Source organism: Armatimonadota bacterium, assembly GCA_028871815.1.
Lineage (GTDB): Bacteria > Armatimonadota > Chthonomonadetes > Chthonomonadales > Chthonomonadaceae > REEB205.
On sequence record JAGWMJ010000010.1, the window covers coordinates 44818 to 66724 of the forward strand.

The following is a 21907-nucleotide window of genomic DNA, read 5'->3' on the forward strand; positions in this document are numbered from 1 at the left end:
GCTATTCTCTTACGATATCCACGGCCCAGTCACCACTGCCTGGTGCACGAAATACTTCCGGCCGGCCGCCAGGCACGGTGGTCTCCAGACCCCAGGTTCCCAGCTGAGGCTGAAACCAACGCACGCGCAGTGTACCCGCCGCCTCCAGCATATCAAGTTCCACGCTGCCGCCAAGCGGTAAATACGCCGCCACCTCCAGCCCGGTGTTCGCCAGAACAACCGGCGGCAGAACCGATGACGGCGCGTGGTCGGCAGTCGCGGGACGTACCAGGAGGTTCGGCTCGGGCTGCATATGGTTCAGGTCGGTTCCCGCCAGGAATCTGGAGCACGCGCTCGCCATCTCCAGTGCGGCGCTATCTCCGCTCTCCGAAGAGATCACGGGGAATGGCGCCGCGCCGTGAAAGGCGATAGACCAGTAGAGCGGCCGAATGCCATCCATGGCAGCGCTGTTATCGCCACTCTGGAGCGGCAGCGCTACAAGGGTCGGGTGCGCCTCCGCACCGGAAGTGAGTTCCGTCACTCGTCCACTATAAACCTCAAATGCCTCGGCGGGCGTGTTCGTAGTAGCTTGAGGGAGCGATGTGATAGCGAAGGGGTGTGGAAACGCCTGTTGAGAGGCTGCGGTCTCAGCAAGGCTGAGCGCCGTACGGTGGCCGGCGCCGGTTCCATCCGTGCGTAGAACCCAGCATACGTCGAAGGCGCCGTACCGGCTGACCATGTACAGGAAGCGCCGGCGGAAGTTTGCCAACGTTGTGGCATCCGCATCCGCAGGTACATCAAACGCCAGCGATATCACCAACCCGTTTGCTGCACAGATTTCCGCCCGACGATCCAGCTCGGCGAAGGCTGCCACGTCGGGTGTCGCACTCTTGTGCCATAGAGGTGGCAATCCAGCTTCAATCAGATCTGGTTTCGACCCGCCAACTGCCATCAGCCAGTTGAAACCCTCGCCGGCCAGGGAGTGCACCTCGTTTGTAAAGGCGACCAAGGTTGACGTCACGGAACCGCCGGATGATTGAACTGCAACGGGCCTCGGCAGCCAGAAGGCGCCATCGGCGGTCTGGAACTGCTGCGGAGAAAATACCGGGTTCTGTGGCTCGATATAACCGTGCCGATCTTTGGCCGAGGAGGTACACGGCAGCGTACCCGAGACGCCGTTGAGCCCACTGTCGTAACTGGATGTTGTGTATGACCAGACGCCGGTTATGGAGGGCACGAATCGAAATGCCCAGGAGTCGCCTCCCTTCCAGAACCCCTGCAGCCGGATCGTGGCGCCGTCCGGGCGCGTCAGACGTATCCAGAGAAACGGAGTGCTCTCCGCCGTAGGTACATGTGACGATGCAAGGCGAACTTCGCATACTGACCACCGGGATATCTGCTGGTCGGCAACGCCCGCGCCGGAATCACTGACCGTGTCAAACTGTACGGGTGCGCCGTAGTCGGCGGTGTAGAGCTGCGCATCGCCCAGGTCGATGGCGTACCCTCGCGTCGAGTTGCTGTACATCACGAGATACCAGGTGCGCCCGTCCGGCGTAGTTGCTATGCAATGCAACTCCATCCAGCCGTTTTGCTGCCAGCCGTTGGCGCCGCCAACCACCACGTCGGAAAGTGGCGTGATTTTAACCTGGTTGAGCGTGGCTGCGGGAGGACCCGACGGCGTGGATGGGTTTGGCGTGACCTCGTTCTCCACAGATGTGTAGAGCGGCAGCGCAGCCAGCGTACCGCCGGACGAGGCAATGTTCGCATAGGTGAAGTGATCGCCGAGATACTGTGGAGGCGCCGCGAGCGCCACCGTCTGACGCGTGTGCTCTCCGTGTGCCGCTGCCGGATCGAACTGGTAGCTGCCCGTGAGAAGCACAGCTGTAACGTCTGCATGTGGGTAGCGGTAGAGCCAGCACCAGAAGCTGTTGCCGGTTTTGCCAAGATAGAGCCACAATATGACGGCTGACGTAGAGTTGCGTGCCAGGAACCATGCCAAATATGGCTCGGCGGCAGACGGTCCCTTGTCGACATGCAAGAAGGTAAGGCTGAGCGCGCTCTCTACTTGTCCGTCGGAGTGGAGCAGATCGCACTCCCCCACGCCTCCGCGCCAAACGATTTTCAGGCCGTCGCCGCTGCCGGCAACGCTGCAGGCGCCAGGCTGAGCTTTGAGGCCGGCCGCCGCGAGCATGCAGACCAGAACCGCGGCGACGGCCGACGTTGGCCGAACCAAAGCCCGGATGCGCGCCAGCTTTTTCATCATGCACCGAAGTTTACGCCTCAAGCTGTTCTCCTTTTTGGGACTTGCCACGTGGATGAGCGTGGCGTTGTGCTGCGCGTGCGCCGGCGGTCAGGGCGCTGCGCCCGAAGTCGTCTCCACCGCATTGTCGAACGGCATGCGGATTGATTGTGTCGAGCGCCAGAATGAACCAATAGTGGCTATAGACCTGTGGATCCGCGCAGGCTCGCGGGAGGAAACGCGTTCCGATGCCGGCTCGGCGCACTTCGTGGAGCATGTTGTTTTCGACGGAACCGGAGATCGGCCCGGATCCCAGTGCGACTCGCAGGTGGAGGCTGTGGGCTGCTCGCTTACCGGCGCCACACTGCCCGACGGAGTTCACTTCTTTGGCGTCGCGCCAGCCGGGTCCGTACCCACGGTTCTGCAGGTGCTCTCCGATATCGTACAACATGCCACCGCTTCCCAGGAGGCCGTAGACCGGGAACGCCAGGTGATTCTGAACGAACTCGCCCTGAGAGATATCGACCCCGTTCAGCGACTTACTGCCCGGTTGTTCCGCGACGCTTTTGGCCACCAACCATACAGCCGGTCGCCCGGCGGTGAACCCGCCGATATCCGGCTGCGTGGGCGCGACACAATCGCGGCCTTTTACCATCAGTTTTACCAGCCGGGACGAGCGGTTCTGGTACTGGTGGGTGATATCCAGCCTGCTGTCGCAGCCGCGGCCGCTGCGCCATTCGCCAGCTGGAAATCCACGGCAGCACCGGCGGGACCAGGCGTCTCGATTCCACTTCCCGCTCCCGCCGGCTCGCCGGCATTTGACTCCGGCGAGCAGCTTGTAGGTGTCGCCTGGCCGGCGCCCGCCCAGGCCAGGCTCCGAACCGCTGCCGCAGCACGCGCCAGCGCAGTCTGGCTGGAGCATCGCATCAGGTCGACCCCCGGCGTCACGGCGCGGCACGTGATCGCGGTTGTTATCCCCCGCGAACAGTCGAGCCTGCTGATCTGCACGGCTATGACAGCCAACTCGACAAGTGCAGCAGCGTTTGTTGCCGCGGCAGAACACGCTGCGGCCGACCTTGCTGCAACGCCTCCCGAACCAAAGCAGGTGTTGGCCTGCTCGGCGGCCGTACTTGGTAACGACCTCTTCACCGATGAGACGGATGTTGGGCTGGCGCACACGATCGGCCTCGCCGAGGTTACAGGCGGCGCTTTGCCTCAAGAGGAGACCGGCCTGGAAACCCATGTCGATGGCCCAGCAATGCAGCAGTTTGCACGCGCCTATTTGTTGCGGAAGCCCTGGGTAGCCACCGCTGAACGGAGCACGCGCTGAACTGTAGGATCCGTGTAGCGACAGTAGCCGTGCTACTCCTGGCCGCGCGGGCAACCGCGGCGCCGCCAGCCGACCCTTCAGTGCACATGTTCGCACTCCCCGATGGTGTCCGCATACTGCTGCGGCCCGACCCGGCTGCGTCCGGGGTCGGAATCGCTTTGCTGGTTCGTACCGGCGCTCCGCGCACTGCCGCGCAAGCCGCCACGGCCGCGGTCGTAGCCCGTGGGTTATTGTATGGCAGTGTGAATGCATCGTACGATGAGTTTGCGCGCGGAATGCACGAGGTTGGGGGCTCTGTGCGCACTGTAGTTGGTTACGACTTTGCCGGCGTGGAGCTGCTCACGGGCAAGTCGCAGCTTCCGGACGCCATCTACCTGCTATGCGAAGCGGTGAAGAATGCCCGATTCACCAACAGAACAATCTCTCGAGTTGTGGCGGCGGAGGGTATGCCGCCGGTTTCGCCCGATCCACTTGGCGACCTGTTCCGCGTGACCACCGACGTACACATAGACCGCACGGCGCTGGCAGCGGTTACGCCCGCCGCAGCCGAACTCTGGTTTGAGCGCCGATACGCCGCAGCCCGGACCGTGATCTGCCTCTGCGGCGATTTTGACGAGGCCGTTGTCAAGGGACTGCTTGCTGACCGCCTGTACGACTTCTTGCGCCCGGCTGCAGCCATACCGGACTCGCCCGCTTCGCCCCAGCAGACTCCGGCCGTCCGCCGGATCGCAGACCACTCCAACGCCTCGGGCGCGGCCGCGACGGTAGAGTCCGCAATAACGCCAAACTGCTCGTTTGCGGATCTGCTGGCTCTTGCGGCGCTCCTTGGTGAGGGCCACACCAGCCGCATGTATGCCGACATAAGAACTGACAAAGGCCTGGCTTACGCGGTGGGCGCGTCCGCTGACCTTCCTTTGGGGCGCCCGCTCACGGTGTGGGCCATTTCCGGCGTGCCGGGGACGTCAAAGGTCCTCGGCGCAGCACTCCGCGCCGGGGTGAGCGCCGCTGCAGCGGGGAGTTTTACCGATGCCGAGGTGCGGCGTGCATGCGCGATTGCGATGACCCAGTGGTACGTCGGTCACCAACGGGCGGCCGATCACGCCTGGTGGCTTGCGTGGCTGGAAGCCTTTGGTGGCGGATACACCATGGATGAGAAGATTCCGCAAGAACTGCGGGCAATAACGCGCCGCGAACTCGAAACGGCGGCTCAGAGCACGCTTGTCCATTGCCGGGTGGTAGAACTGGAACCCGCGCCGCCCGCTCCGGGCACAGATCCGACGGCCCCGTGATTGCAACTGCAGAATACGTGTAGACTTATGTCGATGTTAATCGACGTCTCAAGTGGTACCATATAGGCCGCTGGTCTCGCTGCAGGCCATCTTGTCCCTCGCATTGCCACCGGAAACCGCTATGCCGAAATCGCCAGTTAACGCCCGGCCGCCTCGCCAGGGTGCAAAGGTGCCCGTTAGCGAGCGCACCATTGCACCGGTCCCAGAACTCGCGCCATCGCACAATATGATCCGCGTTCGTGGCGCCCGCCAGAACAACCTGAAGAACATCGACATTGACATTCCGCGCGACAAAATGGTGGTTATCACCGGCCTGAGCGGATCGGGCAAGTCATCGCTGGCATTCGATACACTCTATGCCGAAGGCCAGCGGCGGTACGTGGAGAGCCTTTCCGCGTACGCACGGCAGTTCCTCGGCCAGCACGACAAGCCCGACGTCGATCAGATCGACGGCCTGAGCCCCGCCGTTTCGATCGACCAGAAATCCACCAGCCGCAATCCCCGTTCGACGGTGGGCACGGTAACCGAGATTTACGACTACCTGAGGTTACTTTACGCCCGCGTTGGTATTCCGCACGACCCTCGCACGGGCGAGCGACTTACTCGCCAGTCAATTGAGGAGATGGTCGATCGTATCCTGAGCCTACCTGAGGAGTCACGCGTGCTCGTGCTGGCGCCGATCGTAGTTGGCCGAAAGGGCGAATACCGCAGCGAGATGGAGGAGCTCCTGCAGGCAGGTTATGTTCGGGCACGCGTCGACGGCGTGATCATGGATTTGAGTGAGCAGGTTCCGGTGCTTGAGCGCTACAAGCAGCACACCATCGAGTCGGTCATTGATCGGCTGGTCATCCAAAGCGGCCTGCAAACACGGGTTACCGACGCGATGGAGCAGGCTCTAAAGCTTGGTAAGGGCCGCGCCACCGCGCTCGTGGTGAAGGATGGCAAACCCGAGACGGAACTCCGCTTTAACGACAGTTTTTCGACAGAAGATGGTGAGTTCAACCTTGACGATCTTGAACCGCGCCTGTTCTCGTTCAACTCGCCGTATGGCGCCTGCCCGGACTGCCACGGTTTGGGAACGCGAGCCGAATTCGACCCGGTGCTGATCGCCCCCGATCGCACGCGGTCTATTGCGAATGGCGCTCTGCGCCCATTTACGGCAAAATCGGGACCGCAGACGATGCACCGTTATACCGAGGGTATGTTCAACGCGGTGGCTCACCGGCTCGGGTTTACCGTAAACACCCCGATTGAAGACCTCTCGGAGTTGCAGATGGAGGGCCTGATGCGCGGTGTTGCGGGCACCATCACCATCGAATTCAGGAGCAGCTCCGGCCGTCAGCGCAGCTTCACGTCACCGTATGTGGGGCTGATCCGCATGCTGGAGAAGCGACTCTCGGATACCGGCAGCGAGATGATCCGCGAGGAGCTACGACAGTATCAAAGCGAACGCCCCTGCCCCGCCTGCGGCGGCAAACGGCTTAAGCCGGCCGCCGCCGCGGTCACGGTTGGTGACCGCAACATCTCGGACCTTTGCTGCTTGTCGCTGGACCGGCTTGCTCGATTCTTTGAGGGCCTGGAGCTATCGCCACGCGACCAGTTGGTGGCGCGCCAGGTGATTAAGGAGATCCGAGCACGGCTGGGCTTTCTGCTGAACGTCGGACTCGGTTACCTAACACTGAACCGCGGCGCCGCCACGCTGGCCGGTGGCGAAGCGCAGAGGATTCGGCTCGCGACCCAGATCGGTTCCGGATTGATGGGTGTACTCTACATCCTCGATGAACCCAGCATCGGTTTGCACCAGCGCGACAACACCCGGCTTCTTCAGACGCTGGAGCGCCTGCGCGAGCTCGGCAATACGATCCTGGTGGTGGAGCATGACCAGGAGACGATGGAGCGTGCCGACTGGATCGTGGATATTGGCCCCGGCGCCGGAGAACACGGCGGATATGTGGTTGCTGAGGGGCATGTTGACGCGATTAAGGCCAACACGGCAAGTATCACCGGTGACTACCTGAGTGGCCGCCGCGCAATCCCGATTCCGTCCGAACGACGGATGCCGGACGGACGATTCCTCACACTGACCGGCGCCCGGGCGCACAACCTCAAGTCCGTAACCCTGCGCATACCTCTTGGGCTGTTCGTGTCCGTGACCGGTGTTTCCGGTTCCGGCAAGTCATCGTTAATACAGGAGACGCTCTACCCACTGCTGATGCACCGCCTGTACGGCTCGTACGGCGTATGGGGCCCGCACGACTCCGTGGAGGGAATCGACGCGATTGACAAGGTGATCGATATTGATCAGTCTCCGATCGGGCGGACACCGCGTTCTAATCCGGCCACGTACACAGGAGTCTTCGATCTGATTCGCGACCTGTTTGCGCGTACGCAGGACGCAAGGATCCGGGGCTATTCGCCCGGCCGGTTCTCGTTCAATGTTGCCGGCGGGCGATGCGAGCAGTGCAAAGGCGATGGCATTATTCGTATCGAGATGCACTTTCTGCCGGACGTGTACGTTCCTTGCGAGGTGTGCCACGGACGGCGATACAACCGGGAAACGCTGGAAGTGAAGTACAACGGCAAGTCGATTGCCGACGTGCTGGAATTGACCGTGAGCGAGGCCGTTTTGTTTTTCGGGGCGGTACCGAGGATCGCGCGCAAGTTTCAGACGCTTCACGACGTGGGACTGGACTATATCCGTCTCGGACAGCCGGCAACGACACTCTCCGGTGGTGAGGCACAGCGCGTAAAGCTAGCGAGTGAACTCGCGCGTCGCAGCACCGGCAGCACACTCTACATCCTGGATGAGCCCACCACCGGACTGCATTTTGCCGACGTGGAGAAGCTGATTGGTGTGCTCAACCGCCTGGTTTCGGCGGGCAATACGGTGCTGGTGATCGAGCACAACCTCGACGTGATCAAGACTGCCGACTGGATCATCGACATGGGTCCGGAAGGCGGCGACGCCGGCGGAGAAATCATCGCCCAAGGAACACCCGAAACCGTGGCCGGTGTGGCCGCCAGCCATACCGGACGCTATCTAAAGGCGTTGCTGTCGGGTGCTAGTCGCGACCGTTGACGATGCGGCGCACTTTGCCGAAAGCCTCGGCGACGTCATCCATGTTTTGCAGGGGACCAAGCAGGTTATGCTGCGTGATCCAGATTGTATCACGGCAGACCGTTTCGCACGCGGGTAAGCGCATTGCCGGATAGTCGATTCGACGACCCAGCTTGCACCAAGCTCCGTCGCGTTCGGCATACCGCCGGAATATCTCCTCGCGGTAGAGCGGCACATAGCTCATGGAGCAAGGAATGCCTTCGGCGCAGAGAGCCTTAACCAGCCAGTCCAATGGCTTGCCGCCGAACTCCTCAGCCTGGTAACGCAGCGTGATCAGGTGCCGCGCATGCGACGTGATCCGATCGTCCTCGGATGGCAGGAGTATCCCGGGCACATCTGCGAGCAGCTTGTGCAGGTATTCGCTGCTCAGCGAGCGACAGACCATTTGCTCGGGCAACCGCTGGAGCTGCACGCGAAGCACGGCAGCCTGCCATTCCGTCATGCGGAAGTTGCTGCCCAGCACGTGGTGCTCGTACCACCGTCCATCGCGTACACGACCAACGTTCATCACCGACCATGCCTTGTCGCCCAGGCGTGCATCGGTGCTTACGATCATTCCTCCCTCACCGCCGTTCAGGTTTTTGCTTGCCTGAAAACTGAACGTGCCGAGGTCACCCAGGCTGCCGACGCCCTTACCGCGCCACGCCGCGCCATGTGCCTGCGCGGCGTCCTCGATGACGGCCAACCCGTGACGCGTTGCGATGGCGCATATTGCATCCATATCCGCGGGTCGGCCGCCAATGTGGACCGGAATGATCGCACGGGTCTTGGGAGTAACCGCGGCTTCGACGCTTGCGGCGTCGATGTTGAAGGTATCGGGCTGAATGTCAGCGAAGACCGGTACGGCGCCGGCCGCCAGTACGGCGCTGGCTGTCGCGACGAAGGTGTAGGCCGGTACGATCACCTCATCCTCGCAGCCGATATCGAGCGCTCGGAGTGCAATCTCGAGGGCGGCGCTGCCGGTTGTGCACGTAACGCCGCAGGTGCAGTTCTGCAGCGCAGCAAACTCCTTTTCGAAGGTGACGCATTGGTCGCCTTCCACATACCACCAGCGGCCACTCTTCAGAACCCGCTCCAGCGCCGCCTGCTCGCGTTCGTCGTACACCGGCCACTGCGGCCACGGCCGTTTCTGAATGTCGCGAACCGGGGTACCGCCGTCTATGGCAAGCCTGCCAACCGAGCTCACGGCCATGGTGTTCTCCCATGCTCGACGCGTCGCGCCGGTGCGGTCACACTGTCAACTACGCGTGTGGGCGGCGCTATTCCTGCCCGTTCGTCACCGGTGCAGTCCTGTATAAAAGAGGCGAAGGGTGGTTGGCCGCAGTGGTCCGGGGCCCGGGCTGCGCGATGCGTATACGATCCGGCTGCGGTCGGGCGACCATGAGCAGTCGGCACTATCGATACGCCCGAGCTTCCGAACCGTGCGCGAGCGCAGGTCAATCTCCACTACCGACCAGCCGTGTCCGGAGAGTTGGATCGCTCCGATGTGATTCGAGTCGACCCACACGGGATGCAGACAACCGGACAGGTTGACGACTGCCGGGCCCGCTTTCCCGCTTTGCAAGTCAAGAGTCCAGATTTCGTAGCGGCTGTAGTCGGTAGCATCGGGCGTTACGGTGAATGCCAACTGGAACCCATGGCGCGACCATGCAGGCTGACCGATCCGCGGAACCACAGTATGTCCTGGTTGAGGCTGCATGGCAGCAATGGCCGGCGCTATGGCCAGCCGCCACAGTTCGCCAGCGGCCGCGACAGATGGATCGCCGGGTGTGAGGTATCGGAGCGTCTCCACCGGCACGACCGCGGCGCTCCGACGGATGCTCTGTCGGAAGGCAAGACGATGCGGCCTCATCGGCTGCCACGCCGGCCAGTCGCTCTCGGAGTAAAAGTCGTAGCGCGGACGGGCCGCCACCGGTGATGGCGCCGTCACGGGGCGGACAAAGAGCGCACGTTCTCCATACATGCCCTCGCCACAGAACGCGATATACCGGCCGTCCGGCGACCACTGCGGATCCCGAAAGTAGTAGAACCCGCCGAGGTACTTGCGAGGATGCAGGGCAATCGGCTGAATTGCACCGGTGCGGAGTGAGATTTCCCAGAGAGCCGTACCCGGCAGATTGTCACCGTTCTCAAATGTGAACCACTCAACGCGCTCAAAGGCGATACTGCCGTCGTCCGGCGACCATGCGAGCGTCTCGGGGCTATCGTAACGCCTCCACGTACTGCTGTAGCCGCGATCCGGCTCAAGAAGTTCCTTCTCCAGCAGCGGCGATGACCGGACCAGGTCCGCATCGGTGATGCAGAGCTGCTCCTGACCATCTGGCCAGGTCCGGAGAAAGGCAATCCGATGACCCGAGTGAGAGAAACAGGGATTGACGTCGGCCCAGTTTCCCGGATCCGCTGCAACCGGCGTCTGGGCAAGCGTACGCTGTACACCGCAGCCGCTGAGGCCAAGAACCGCACCGAGAGCGAGGAGCAGCGCAAAGTCGCGAGCAAGGCGCTCGCTCACATGAGTACGCGCTTCACAACGTCGATAACGTCGGCAGACTCACCGCTATCCTGCGCCTGTCGCAGGCGATCGTTCTGAGCATATATCCGAAGCGCTTTCTTCATGGCGTTGGCGAACAGCTCCCGACTGAGCCGCATGGCGCGCACGGGATCCATACGATAGGTGAACTGGTCCTCGCCAAACCATCCGTCGTATCCGGTATCGATAGCTGCGTAGCAGAACTCGGCCAGCCGCCAGATATCATCCGTCCCCGTGACACGGTCTTCGTCGTTGGAGTTGTATTTGGCGGCATTGATATGGAAATTAGCAATCGGCACGCCGACGCGCCGCAGAAGGTAGAGGCTGTCTGCCGGCTGATTGCCAACCATCTGCTCATGCCCATAGTCGATCACAACGCCCATTACCGTGCTGCCCAATTGTTCATTGACTGTTTTTGCCACCAGGGCCGCCTTGGCCGTGGTGTTCAGAATCATGTTGCCCTCGCGCGGCTCCTTCTGTTTGGCTTCGGTGCCAAACCGGAGACCAAGCGACGCGGCCTTCCGCGCGATCTGCACGCAGCCGTCGATGAACCAATCCAGCTGCCGACCATAGTTGACCTCAAAGTGGTAGTCCCATCCGTCTGAACCGGGCCATAGTTGTACGCTGGGACAGCCGAGCCGGTGCGCAAGTTCGACGGTTTGGAGGCAGTAGTCAATAGCCTCGCGCCGACGTGCCGCGTCCGGGTTGGTGATCGATCCCATCTTGTAGCGGGCCCGCGTCCAGATGTTCGTGTTCATGTTGGTGGCGACGAGTCCCAGGCGATCGAGCGCATGCGTCACCTCGCGAATCAGCGCATCGCTGGGCTGTAGCGCTGCATCGAGGAACATCTCGTTATTCAGTTCCACACCGGCGATGCCGGCCTCCGCGACCCGCGTCAGCTGACCAACCGGGCTTTCGTCAATCGGCTCCTCAAGGTAAGTTCTGCAAAACCGGTCGCTGAAGCCCCCGGCGCACCAGTGGCCGGCGGAAAAGCGAATACCAAAGCGTGCGAAGAACCGGTCAACATCCTCGTGCTCCAGATAGCCGGGGAATTCGGAATCCAGACTGCTTAAAGCACCTGCGTCCACCTGCATAATTCGCCTCCGCAAACCCGGGAATTGCCTGAGGCTACTTCGCGGCATGGGTCTCGGCTTCCTCCCGCGAAGGAACCTGCGGCCAGCGAACCGAATAGTGCGGGGCCCGCGGGAGCGTTTTTGACGTCGCGTGCGGGCAGCAGGCACGGAAAACGGCATCATTACCACCCCGGCATCACTCGACCCAAGACGCGGCCGCACTGTGCGACGCGTGATTGCATGTGGCGCGCTGCTTGCCGCATGTCTCTTCCTCTTCTTCTGGCGCATCGGCCGCGTGCCGCTTTTCGACCTGGATGAGGCGCTGTATGTGACGTGCGCGAAGGAGATGCTGGTCACCGGCAACTTCATTACGCCCCAGATTAACTTCCGGCCGCCATACAATCCGGCTCAGACGCTGGTACCGTTCTTCGAAAAGCCGATACTGGCATACTGGCTGTGCGCGGCATCTATGAAGCTGTACGGATCCTCCGAAGGCGCAGCTCGACTGCCGAGCGCCCTCGTGGCGCTTCTGACGGTTGGATTGATCACCGTGATCGGATGGCGCTGGCGGTGCCCGCGGGCTGGCCTTTTTGCCGGGATCTGCTTCGCCGCAGCGCCGATGACGATCGTGGACGCGCGCCAGATGACGACGGATGGGCTACTGGTGCTTTGCTTCGCAGCCAGTCTTGCGGGCTTCTGGCTGGCTTACGCCACGATTCTGCGAACCGACGGCGGCACATGGCTGCACCGTGCCGGCTGGCTGCTGTTCTGGACGTCGTGCGCACTTTCGATATTAACCAAAGGCGCAATCGGCATCGTGCTGCCGGCGCTCGTAATCGCCGTCTTCATAGCAGGCGGGCAGTGGCGCCTTAGCTGCCGACTTGGCGCCGGTGCGACTTTAAGCCTTGAGCCACAGCCAACGCCGGCGCCCGGTGCAATACGGGTTCTGCGCGCGCTGCGGCCACTCCCAGGGTGCCTGGTACTGATCGTTATCGCGGGTCCGTGGCACTACCTGATCTGGCGGGCCGGGGGCGTGGACGGCCTGGGCTTCACCTGGGTGCAGCAGTACATCATCCGGCAGCATATCGGTCGCTTCCAGGGGCTGGATAAGCTTCACAACGAACCGATGCTGAGCTATCTGCTGTTCTTCGCACTCGGTTTCTTCCCATGGAGCTGCTTCGCATTTCCTGCGTTGTGCCGGCGATTGCCGAGACTGGATAGTGGAGGTTCCGGCGCCGAACCACTGGAGCGGTTCTTGCGCGTATGGTTCTGGACGATCTTCATCTTCTTCAGCGCCGGCGCTGCGAAGCTTCCCACATATATCGCCCCAGCCTACCCCGCCGCCGCCCTGCTGACCGGCGCCTGGCTGGACCGACTACTTACGCTGGCTCCGAATGCGGCCGCGATACGGAGCCTTCGAAAATCGGTAGCAGTAGCGCTGCTGTTCTCCGGCATTATCGCGATTGCGACCTGGATCGGCCCACTGTTTATGCGGAAAGGCGCCCCGGTTCCAGCCGACGTGATTCACGCCGTGCGCTTTGCAACCACCGGCATGCTGATCTTGACAGCGATCGCGGCGTGCATTGCGAGGTGTGGCCGCTCGCGCCAGGCGGTTCTGGGTACGCTTTCCAGCCTCGTAATCGCCATTTTTGTCTTGATCTCCGTAGCCGTAACGCGCGGCTACGCGGCTGCGCGGAATGACGTGTTGGGGCCGTATCAGCGCATGGCCGTTGCGGCAAAGGCGGACGCTGCGAGCGGAGTACCGATCATCTACTTCCATATCGTTCCGCGCAGGCCGAGCATGAACTACTACGGCGGCTACTCGCCAGACGAGCGGCGCGACATACCGCTGCTCCCGTACGCACACCCATTTCTGGATCAATCGAAGGTTGGTGTGGATATTGTAACCACAGACCACAACTCAACCACTTATGTCGCCCCGGAGGCGCGGGCCGAAGGCGACACCTGGCGCATCCTCGCCGAGGACAACGGCTGGCTGGTCGGCCGGCTAGAGCGCCCTATTCACCCTCGGACTTCCGATGCCAACTCGCGAAACCCTGCCAGGTGAACGCCGTATTTGATAACGGCGCAGCCTCTGTGCAGCAGGTTTGGGCAAGGAGGACGGCTATGATTCACCTGGTGGCGGCAGTGATGACGGGCATGCTGTTCATGGTGGCCTCGGTTCCGCTCATTCAAGGGCGTATTCCTCGCAACCGGCTGTACGGATTCCGCGTGCCGAAGACGATGAGCTCGGATGCAATCTGGTATGCCGCCAACGCATACAGTGGCAAGATGTTCTTTCTGGCAGGCGCCGTGACCACGCTGGCAGCAATTGCATGCTCGCCCATACTTTTGTTCGGATCAACCGGCGCCGGTATTTACAGTGGCGCGTGGGTGCTGATAATGCTTGCGGCGCTCGCCGTCTGCCTGTACCGCAGTTTCCGGTACCTTGGTCGGTTGTAGAGGGCGACGAAACGCTCCGCCGGGCTGGCGCCGCCGCTATTCAGCAATCGATCCCAGGCACCGGAAACCGCACATCGGAACAGAGGTCGGTGACCTCCTCGCGAACTGCCCGAACAACACCTTCGTCAAAGCGCCACGTCTTACCATCTTTGATGGCGCCGGACGCAACACGATCCATCCATTCGGCAATCTGGACCATCTGCTCGGCACCAAATCCACGCGTCGTCACTGCCGGCGTGCCGATTCGGAGGCCGCTTGGTGAAAACGGCTTTCGCGGGTCGTTCGGTACCGAGTTGAAGTTGGCCTCTATGCCGGCGTCATAGAGAGCTCGCGCATAAGGTTTGCCTGGGACGCCGCGCGACTTGACCACGTCGACGAGAATCAGGTGGTTGTCCGTTCCACCGGTCACCAGGTGGAACCCACGGTCCTGCAGAGCTGATGCCAAACTCTGCGCATTCTGCACCACCAGGCCAGCATAATCACGGAACGCCTGTGTGGCTGCCTCCTTGAAGCAGACGGCCAGCGCGGCCATCGTATTTCCATGCGGCCCACCCTGCAGCGTTGGAAACACCGCCTTGTCGATTCTGTCCGGCAGGCGCTGGTTGGGGTCGTCCATCATTGGCCGGTCTTTACAGAGCACGAATCCGCCACGGGGCCCGCGGATAGCCTTATGACTGGTCGAGGTGACGACATCGGCCCATGGCACAGGATCGGGATGGACGCCACCGACGATAAGCCCGTTGACGTGCGCGATATCGGCTACAAACCATGCGCCAACTTCGGCTGCAATCTCGGCAAACTTCTGGTAATTCCAGTGGCGCGGATAGGCTGTGCCACCCGCAAAAATCACATTTGGTCGCGCGCGGCGCGCAATCCGAAGGATCTCATCGTAATCCAGAACACCGGTCTCGGGATCCATCCCGGTGATACCATGCTCCGGGTCGCAACCATAGAACACCGAACGGTAGATGATGCCGCTGAAGTTCACGTTCCAGCCGTGCGTCAAGTGTCCGCCGCTGGGCAGGTGCATCCCAAGCACCGTGTCTCCCGGCTTCATCAGCGCAAAGTACGCAGCCATATTTGCCGGCGAACCACTGTACGTCTGCACGTTGGCGTGGTCGGCGCCAAACAGTTCGGTCGCCCGGTCACGCGCCAGGCTTTCGAGATCGTCAATGACCTCGTTTCCTTCGTAATAGCGCCGGGCGGGATAGCCTTCCGAGTACTTGTTGCAGAACACCGTGGCCATAGCCTGCATGACGGCTGCAGACGTGTAGTTTTCGGAGGGTATCAACCGCACGACCGCACGCTGCCGCGCCGTCTCTCGAACGGCAAGTTCGTAGACCTCCGGATCGACAGCGGCCACACGCTCAAGATGCGAAGCTGTGCTGTGGAAAGTAGGTGGTGCTCCCGGAGCGGTAGACGTCATGGTGCGGTGCTGCTTCCGTGCGACCCAAAGCACGTGGAATGGCGCCATTCTACCTGCCACGCCTGAAGACGGTCAAACCGTGGCTCGTGTATCGCCTCACCACGCCCGAATGGTATTATAGGCGCACTACGCAGCCCGGCGGAGGACCCGGTGGCGAGGGACTGTTCGTTCGGCAGTCGTGCGCGTATGCTCGTCCAGTTCCATCAATGCAACGCGGAGGCTGGCCCATCCGCTGTTGTGCGCCAACTCGCGGAGAACCGACGGCGCTCGACTGTATTCGTCTGAGGCCGCGCTCATCCGCGTCTCGAAAGCGCCGAGGCTTCCGGCATCGAGATCGGTGCGCGCATCGCGAACCAGGTTCGTGATCAGTTCCGCCAGCTCACATACGGTAGTTTCCTGCATCCTCATCCACCTTTCACGCGATGCTGAAGATACACTCTCTCTGCTTTGACGAATGCGGAAGCACGCTGTGTTCAAACTGCATGAGAAACAGTTCTCACGGCAATTATTAGTTCCGAAACGGATTCAGAATGTTTTTTGTTGATACAGCTTCCGCATTTGCCGATGGTGGCGCAGTATGAACAATGGCGACACCGTAAAAGTGAGTGGTGGCGTGGAGCCGCAGGGCGAATCTGCCCCGTCACACTTCCATGCACCGGATCCACACATAGCAGCTCAAATCGAGGTCGTCCGGTACTGGTCGGTGGCAACGCTGACGGCAGCGCTCAGAATAACTTCCTATGGCAATCCGGAACATATTCCCTCTGAAGTTCTCGCGGGCGCAATCGCGAACGGCGTCTGGAATAAGAGCGACCAGCGATTCGAGGCAGCATGTTATGAGTTGTACCGGCGCGCTACGGCGGGCGCACGCGCATGCTCAAGGAAGGGCACGGATTTGCCGGAGAGCCGACGCGAGGAGGTGGTGGCGGCAACTGTCGACGCCGTCGTGGACCAGCTGCTCCAAAGCGGTCCGGGCAGTTTTCTGGCATGCCGGTTCTCCCTCGTGGTTACTCGCGCGTATCTCGCGGCCAGCAGGCGGTACACGCATGAGAACCAGATGAGAACCGACGATGCGATGATGGGAGCTGATGGCATGGTAACCATGCACACGAATGAAGCCGCGGACGCGACAGCGCTCGCCGCGTTCGACGCGGTCGAAGATCGTGAACGCGTTCGCGCTGCACTGGCGGGTCTTCCGCAACCGCATCAAGAAGCGCTCCTGCTCACAGCCATGTACGGCTGTACGCATGCCGAGGCGGCCGAGCGCCTTGGCGTAACCGATAGAACGATTCGAACATGGTGCCGGGCCGCCGCCGAACATGTGCGCGCCGAACTCGGAGAGGGTTAGCATGGAACCTGAATTCTCGAAGCAACAACGGCTGGAGCAGGATGACCTTCTCACGGCGATCATGGCAGAGACGCCGCCGATGAACCGCGAAACGGTTGAGAGGCTGAGCCGACGATACCCGGGGCGACGGGCTGAGATACTCGACTGGGCGCTTGCCGGCTGGATGGACAGCCGCGAATCCGAGGAGGCGGAGCGCACACAGGAGCAGGACGCCGCGGCCACCAAACGCGCCGAGCACCGCCTCAGGCAGTATCTGGCAAGCTGTCAGAGTTCGCTGGAGTCGTTGGCCGGCGCAGCCCGAGAACGCGGGATCGAGCCAGCTCAGGTCACCGCAGATCTCGCTATTGGCAGCTCAGTGTTCTGGAAACTGGAGCGTCGCCTGATCGGCGCCGCAACCATACCAGCCGCATTCATGGACAAGGTTGCAGCGCTGCTCGCCGTTCCGCGCGCCGCCGTTGAGGGCTATCTCCGGATGCCGCCCACGCTGTCGCATGGCGCGAGCTTCTATGCCAACGAGCCACCAAAAGCCGCCCGAACTGAGTCTTGGACCGAAGCCATCGAAGCGGCGCCGGATATGAGTGTTGAACAGAAGAAGCCGTGGTTGACGGAAGAGATCCTGCCGCAGGATGAATGATTGGGCGGCAGCGCGCCGCGATGCGGTCACCTGGCGCCGTGAGTTGGGCCTCGACAGCGCCGGGAACCCAACCTGCATTCCGGGCGCAGCCGCCGTCCATGCTGCACTGACTGCCTCCGGTTTCACAGTGACGCTGCTTCGCCCCGATGACCCGCTGCTTGGCGGCGCCATCGCCGTACTGGACCGCTGCGCCGGCCAAATCTGGATGCGGAGCGATCTGGATGATGAACGTAGGCTCTTTGTCACGGCGCATGAGCTGGGCCACTACCGGCTCCATCCGGACTACTCCGGTGGTGAGTCGAGCGCGGTGGCCAATGAAGAGGCATGGGGCGACGACCTCTTCGACGAGGCAGTTGGGTACAGCCCGGTAGAACGGAACGAGAACGAAGCAAACGTCTTCGCGGCGGAGTTTCTTATGCCGGCGCAAGTACTGCAGCATCTGTTTTATGATCAGGGATGGACGGCCACACAGATCGCCGCGCACCTGGGTGTTGGGTACGAGAGACTCCTGCGCCGGATGCCACACGCCCTCCTGCTGCCAGATGTGGAAAAGTCGCCGGCAGTTGACACGCAGCCAGGCAGCCTGCAACTGGATGCCGAGCAGCAAAGGGCCGCATGGCTTGAGACCGGACCGGCTCTGGTTGACGCCGGCCCAGGAACCGGCAAAACCAGAGTGCTCACAGCGCGAATAACGTGGCTGATGGAGCACCAACACATCCAGCCGCATGAGATACTCGCGCTCACGTTCACCAACCGCGCGGCCAACGAAATGCGCACGCGGATCACCCGGGGTACCGGCGCAAAAGGCGAGCGCGTATGGATCGGCACCTTCCACAGCTTTGCGCTCGATCTACTTCGGAAGGAGGGTGCGGGCGTTGGTGTGGCTGCGCGCCCGGCCATAGCCGATACCGTGGACGCAGTTGCAATGCTGCTGGCGGAGCGGGACCGCCTTCAGCTAAGGACGTCCTCCGGTGAGCCTGCCTCGGCGCGTTGGCTGGCCGGAGGTCTGCAGGCCATCTCGCGCGCTTGCAACGCCCTCAAGTCGCCCGACAGCATCACGGCTGCGGCGATTGGTCGCAGCGATGTAGCCGAAGTAACACGATTGTGGAGCGCGTTGACGACGCTGATGGAGGAGCGATCGATGCTCTTCCTGGGTGAGCTCGTGGCGCGGGCTGTCCACCTACTGCAGAAGGAGCCGGCCGTTCTACGGCGGCAGCAGGCGATGTACCACCATCTGCTGGTAGACGAATATCAGGATGTGAACCAGGCCAGCGCTGAAATGGTTCGATTGATGGCAGGTGGTGGCAGCGGACTCTGGGTAGTCGGCGATGCGCGCCAGACAATCTGCCGATGGAATGGCTCCGACCCCCACACGGTCTCCAATTTCCGCGCCGCATGGCCGAACGCAAGCGTGGTTTCGCTTCGCGCCAACTATCGGGCGGCGCCGCCGCTGGTCCGCCTGGTGAGCGGTGTGGCGTCGCACGAGGCTCTGCCGGGGCTGCGCGGCATGGGTTTTTCAATCGACGCCGCTACCCAACAATCGGGCGACCTCTGGAACGCCGTGCGGCAGGAGGCGCCGGGGAACGAGATCACGATTGTTCGCGCTGAGGATGACGAGGCGGAAGCCGACTTTGTGGCTGAGCAGTGCAGTTCATCTCACCGCAAAGGACGCCCATGGCGCGATCACGCGGTTCTTTGCCGCACTCACGCTCAAGCGGCATCCATGGCCGATCGGCTCCGCCGGCGCGACGTTCCAGTGCTTGCCATGGGGATGATGTGGCAGCGTCCGGAGGTGCGCGACATGATCGCTCTTCTCAAAGCCGGCGGCGGCGACACGCTCGCATCTCGGAGGCTTTCGACCATCCCGGCGCTCTCCAGCGAAGCCGGACGCATTGCCGACGATCCATTCACAGCAAACGCAACAGCGGAAGAGCCGGGCGACACGTCATCGGCGTGGTCGCTACTGGCCGGCAGCCTCTTTGAGCGCACCGACTATCTCCGCAGCGCCGGCATTGCCGATAATGCCGAGGCAGCATGCCACCGGCTAAGCATATACGGTGTGCTGCAGCGTGCATGGCGACCTGCCGCCGCGTCGACGCGCCAACACAGGTTGATGACGCCTTGCGAGCTCGGCGACCGGCTTCTGCTTGAGATCGAGTGTCATGCCAACCGCGCTTCGGCGCCGCCTCCGGGACTCTATGAGATGGACGCGGTCAGCCTGCTGACTATCCACAGCTCGAAAGGCCTGGAGTTTCCCGTGGTATTCCTGCCGCAGCTTGCCGGCGAGCACTTTGAATGGCAGGCCGGCGCCGACATCGATAGCGACGACGCGGAGGACACGTCCAATGAGGCCTCCCTGGATGCTGAGTCACTCTTCTTTGTAGGACTTTCCAGGGCTCGGGATTCGCTGTTCCTCAGCTGGGGCGAGCTGAGCGACGGCCGGCCATGCCAGCCGGTGCGATTCCTGCAAGCCATTACCGGTGCGGCGCCCGCACAGTCGCGAAGGCGGGTCAATAGTCGGAACGAGCCGCCGACCGGACGTCCGGTGTTGCAAGGCTGCTCGCTGAGCAAGGTTACCGACTTTCAGTGGTGTCCGCGTTTGACCCTGTACAGAGAAGCGGGTGATACAGTCGGTGACACCACCAACCTCGTTCTATTTCGTTTCGTTCAAACGGCCGTGGAGGCCGTAGGCGGCGCGTGCGCCGGCCGAGCCGCGGCAAATGTGCCGGATGTGGCCGAGCAAGCCATGAAGCAGTTCGCTGCGGACGCTGCTCCCGAGGAGCGCGCAGACTTGCAGCGGCTGTTGCCGCGCGCACTCGGCTTCTGCGCGGCAATCGCCGACGCCTGTGCAAGTAGGCATGTGGATCCAAGGCCGCGTGGATTGGTGCTTAGTACGAGGTGGGGTGAGATCCGCTCCAAACCCAATCTCGTGTGCAGCGAACGCGGAGATCTGGTTTTCGAGCGGCTGGTATGGCGCAGCCTTCGGGCCAGCGATGCCCGAGATGAGCGGTGCCTGATCTGGTCCGCATCACTGCGTCAGAAAGCCAAACGGCCGCCGCGCGTGTTTGTCCGCAGCCTCACAACGCGGGACGTGACCGAGGTTCAAAACACCAGACAGAACGAGGATCTTTGCGTCCGGACCGCGGAGGGAACTTTGCGCGAAATGGCCTCGAAGCAGTATCGGCCCGCACCCGCAGAGTACAAGTGCAGCGTGTGCCCAATGTTCCTTCTCTGCCCCCATAACTGACAGGGTCGGCACCGTGGCCGGGTCGGCGATCGGTCAATTGGCGGCTTCAAAGAGCCCGGCGGCGCCCATGCCCCCGCCGACGCACATGCTCACGATGCCAAGCCCACCCGCGCCGCCACGCATGCGATGCAGGAGCGTGACCGCCTGCCGCGCACCGGTACATCCCAATGGATGCCCCAGCGCCACCGCACCGCCATTCGGATTGACCTTCAGCCTGTCCATCGGGAACTCTTTAAGCACTGCCAGCACCTGTGCTGCAAACGCCTCGTTCAACTCGACGGTGCGGATATCGCGGAGTTCCACGTTCGCCGCATGCAGCAGTCGCGGAACCGCATATGCCGGACCGATACCCATGGTTTCAGGCGGCACACCCACGACGCGGTATTCGCGAAACGTTCCCAATGGCGCAACTCCGAGATCACGCGCGCGTTCGGGTGACATCAACACAACTGCGGCTGCGCCATCGCTGCGCTGCGACGAGTTGCCCGCCGTGACTACGCCGTCGGGCTTGAATGCCGGCTTGAGGGCCGCAAGCGCTGCAGCGGATGTTTCAGCCCTTGGGCACTCGTCACGGTCAACAACGTGAGAGCTGCTACTCAGCTTGCCATCAGAACCAAAAGTGGCGAACTGCACGGGTACACCAACGATTTCATCATCGAACCGCCCGTCGGCCATGGCGGCGAGGGCCCGCTGATGACTTTCGAGAGAAAAATCGTCGGCGTCCTCGCGCGTGATGGCGTACTGCTGAGCAAGGTTCTCGGCAGTCAACCCCATGCTGAGATAGGCGTCCGGATACGACGCGAGCAAACTGGGATTCGGCTTTACCGGCGACTTATCAAACGGCACCAGGCTCATGCTCTCCACGCCGCCAGCCACCACGATGTGGCACTGGCCAGCGGCTATTCTCTGCGCCCCAATCGCGATAGCCTCCAGTCCCGAGGCGCAAAAGCGGTTTACCGTGACGGCAGGTACCGAAATGGGCAAATCGGCTCGCAGCGCGGCAATGCGGGCCACGTTCATGCCCTGCTCTTGCTCCGGCATTGCGCAGCCGAAAACTACCTCGTCCACCAGAGCGGGGTCGAAGGCGCCCGCACGCTCAATTGCCGCCTTTATGACTATGGCCGCCATGTCTTCGGGACGCGCGAACCGCAGCATACCGCGGGTAGCGCGCCCTATCGGCGTTCTCGCTCCGGAAGCAACGACTGCATCAATCAATTCGCCACCCCTTTCAATG

15 protein-coding genes are annotated in these 21907 nt (G+C 62.2%); 8 read left to right on the forward strand and 7 right to left on the reverse strand.

What is annotated here, in order from left to right; all coding sequences use genetic code 11:
- Window position 1 precedes the first annotated feature (1 nt).
- On the reverse strand, window positions 2-2263 hold the full coding sequence (locus KGJ62_12250; protein MDE2127352.1) for a DUF5060 domain-containing protein: 2262 nt from the start codon (window positions 2261-2263) through the stop codon (window positions 2-4).
- On the opposite strand from KGJ62_12250, the gene KGJ62_12255 reads away from it, so the two are divergent.
- From KGJ62_12255 to uvrA, 3 genes are all read left to right on the forward strand, one after another.
- Complete coding sequence (locus KGJ62_12255; protein ID MDE2127353.1) at window positions 2241-3548, forward strand: insulinase family protein; 1308 nt, start codon at window positions 2241-2243, stop codon at window positions 3546-3548. The genes KGJ62_12250 and KGJ62_12255 overlap by 23 nt on opposite strands.
- 86 nt (window positions 3549-3634) lie before the next feature.
- Window positions 3635-4837: an insulinase family protein gene (locus KGJ62_12260; protein ID MDE2127354.1), complete on the forward strand. Its 1203-nt coding sequence runs from the start codon at window positions 3635-3637 to the stop codon at window positions 4835-4837.
- 226 nt (window positions 4838-5063) lie between these two features.
- Entirely contained in the window at window positions 5064-7916 is a 2853-nt protein-coding gene (gene uvrA, locus KGJ62_12265; protein MDE2127355.1) for an excinuclease ABC subunit UvrA, read from the forward strand.
- Here the strand turns inward: uvrA and KGJ62_12270 are convergent.
- The 3 genes from KGJ62_12270 to KGJ62_12280 form a co-directional block, all read right to left on the reverse strand.
- Window positions 7900-9147 carry a DegT/DnrJ/EryC1/StrS family aminotransferase gene (locus KGJ62_12270; GenBank protein MDE2127356.1) on the reverse strand — a complete coding sequence of 416 codons (1248 nt, stop codon included), beginning with the start codon at window positions 9145-9147 and terminating at the stop codon, window positions 7900-7902. The two genes, uvrA and KGJ62_12270, sit on opposite strands and share 17 nt — an antisense overlap.
- Window positions 9148-9231: 84 nt before the next feature.
- On the reverse strand, window positions 9232-10464 hold the full coding sequence (locus KGJ62_12275; GenBank protein MDE2127357.1) for a PD40 domain-containing protein: 1233 nt from the start codon (window positions 10462-10464) through the stop codon (window positions 9232-9234).
- Window positions 10461-11576 (reverse strand): sugar phosphate isomerase/epimerase, encoded by a 1116-nt coding sequence (locus tag KGJ62_12280; protein MDE2127358.1) that lies wholly within the window; start codon window positions 11574-11576, stop codon window positions 10461-10463. Before KGJ62_12280 ends, KGJ62_12275 begins: the two co-directional genes overlap by 4 nt.
- A 202-nt stretch (window positions 11577-11778) precedes the next feature.
- Between KGJ62_12280 and KGJ62_12285 the strand changes: the two genes are divergently transcribed.
- Both KGJ62_12285 and KGJ62_12290 read left to right on the forward strand, forming a co-directional pair.
- Complete coding sequence (locus tag KGJ62_12285) at window positions 11779-13623, forward strand: glycosyltransferase family 39 protein (GenBank protein ID MDE2127359.1); 1845 nt, start codon at window positions 11779-11781, stop codon at window positions 13621-13623.
- A 59-nt stretch (window positions 13624-13682) separates the two neighbouring features.
- On the forward strand, window positions 13683-14018 hold the full coding sequence (locus tag KGJ62_12290; GenBank protein ID MDE2127360.1) for an SdpI family protein: 336 nt from the start codon (window positions 13683-13685) through the stop codon (window positions 14016-14018).
- Window positions 14019-14058: 40 nt separating this feature from the next.
- On the opposite strand, the gene KGJ62_12295 is transcribed toward KGJ62_12290, so the two are convergent.
- Window positions 14059-15444, reverse strand: a complete 1386-nt coding sequence (locus tag KGJ62_12295; protein ID MDE2127361.1) for a serine hydroxymethyltransferase — start codon at window positions 15442-15444, stop codon at window positions 14059-14061.
- A gap of 126 nt (window positions 15445-15570) precedes the next feature.
- The gene (locus tag KGJ62_12300) at window positions 15571-15846 is read right to left on the reverse strand and encodes a hypothetical protein (GenBank protein ID MDE2127362.1); all 276 of its coding nucleotides are present in this window, start codon (window positions 15844-15846) and stop codon (window positions 15571-15573) included.
- Window positions 15847-16021: 175 nt separating this feature from the next.
- Here KGJ62_12300 and KGJ62_12305 point away from each other — a divergent pair, with 175 nt between their 5' ends.
- The 3 genes from KGJ62_12305 to KGJ62_12315 are packed head-to-tail and all read left to right on the forward strand — an operon-like array spanning window position 16022 to window position 20673.
- Complete coding sequence (locus KGJ62_12305) at window positions 16022-16792, forward strand: hypothetical protein (GenBank protein MDE2127363.1); 771 nt, start codon at window positions 16022-16024, stop codon at window positions 16790-16792.
- Window position 16793: 1 nt separating this feature from the next.
- Window positions 16794-17426: a hypothetical protein gene (locus tag KGJ62_12310; protein MDE2127364.1), complete on the forward strand. Its 633-nt coding sequence runs from the start codon at window positions 16794-16796 to the stop codon at window positions 17424-17426.
- Window positions 17419-20673 carry a UvrD-helicase domain-containing protein gene (locus KGJ62_12315; protein ID MDE2127365.1) on the forward strand — a complete coding sequence of 1085 codons (3255 nt, stop codon included), beginning with the start codon at window positions 17419-17421 and terminating at the stop codon, window positions 20671-20673. Before KGJ62_12310 ends, KGJ62_12315 begins: the two co-directional genes overlap by 8 nt.
- 33 nt (window positions 20674-20706) lie before the next feature.
- Here KGJ62_12315 and KGJ62_12320 read toward each other — a convergent pair whose 3' ends face one another.
- Window positions 20707-21888, reverse strand: coding sequence for a thiolase family protein (locus KGJ62_12320; GenBank protein ID MDE2127366.1), 1182 nt, complete (start codon window positions 21886-21888; stop codon window positions 20707-20709).
- Window positions 21889-21907: the final 19 nt, after the last annotated feature.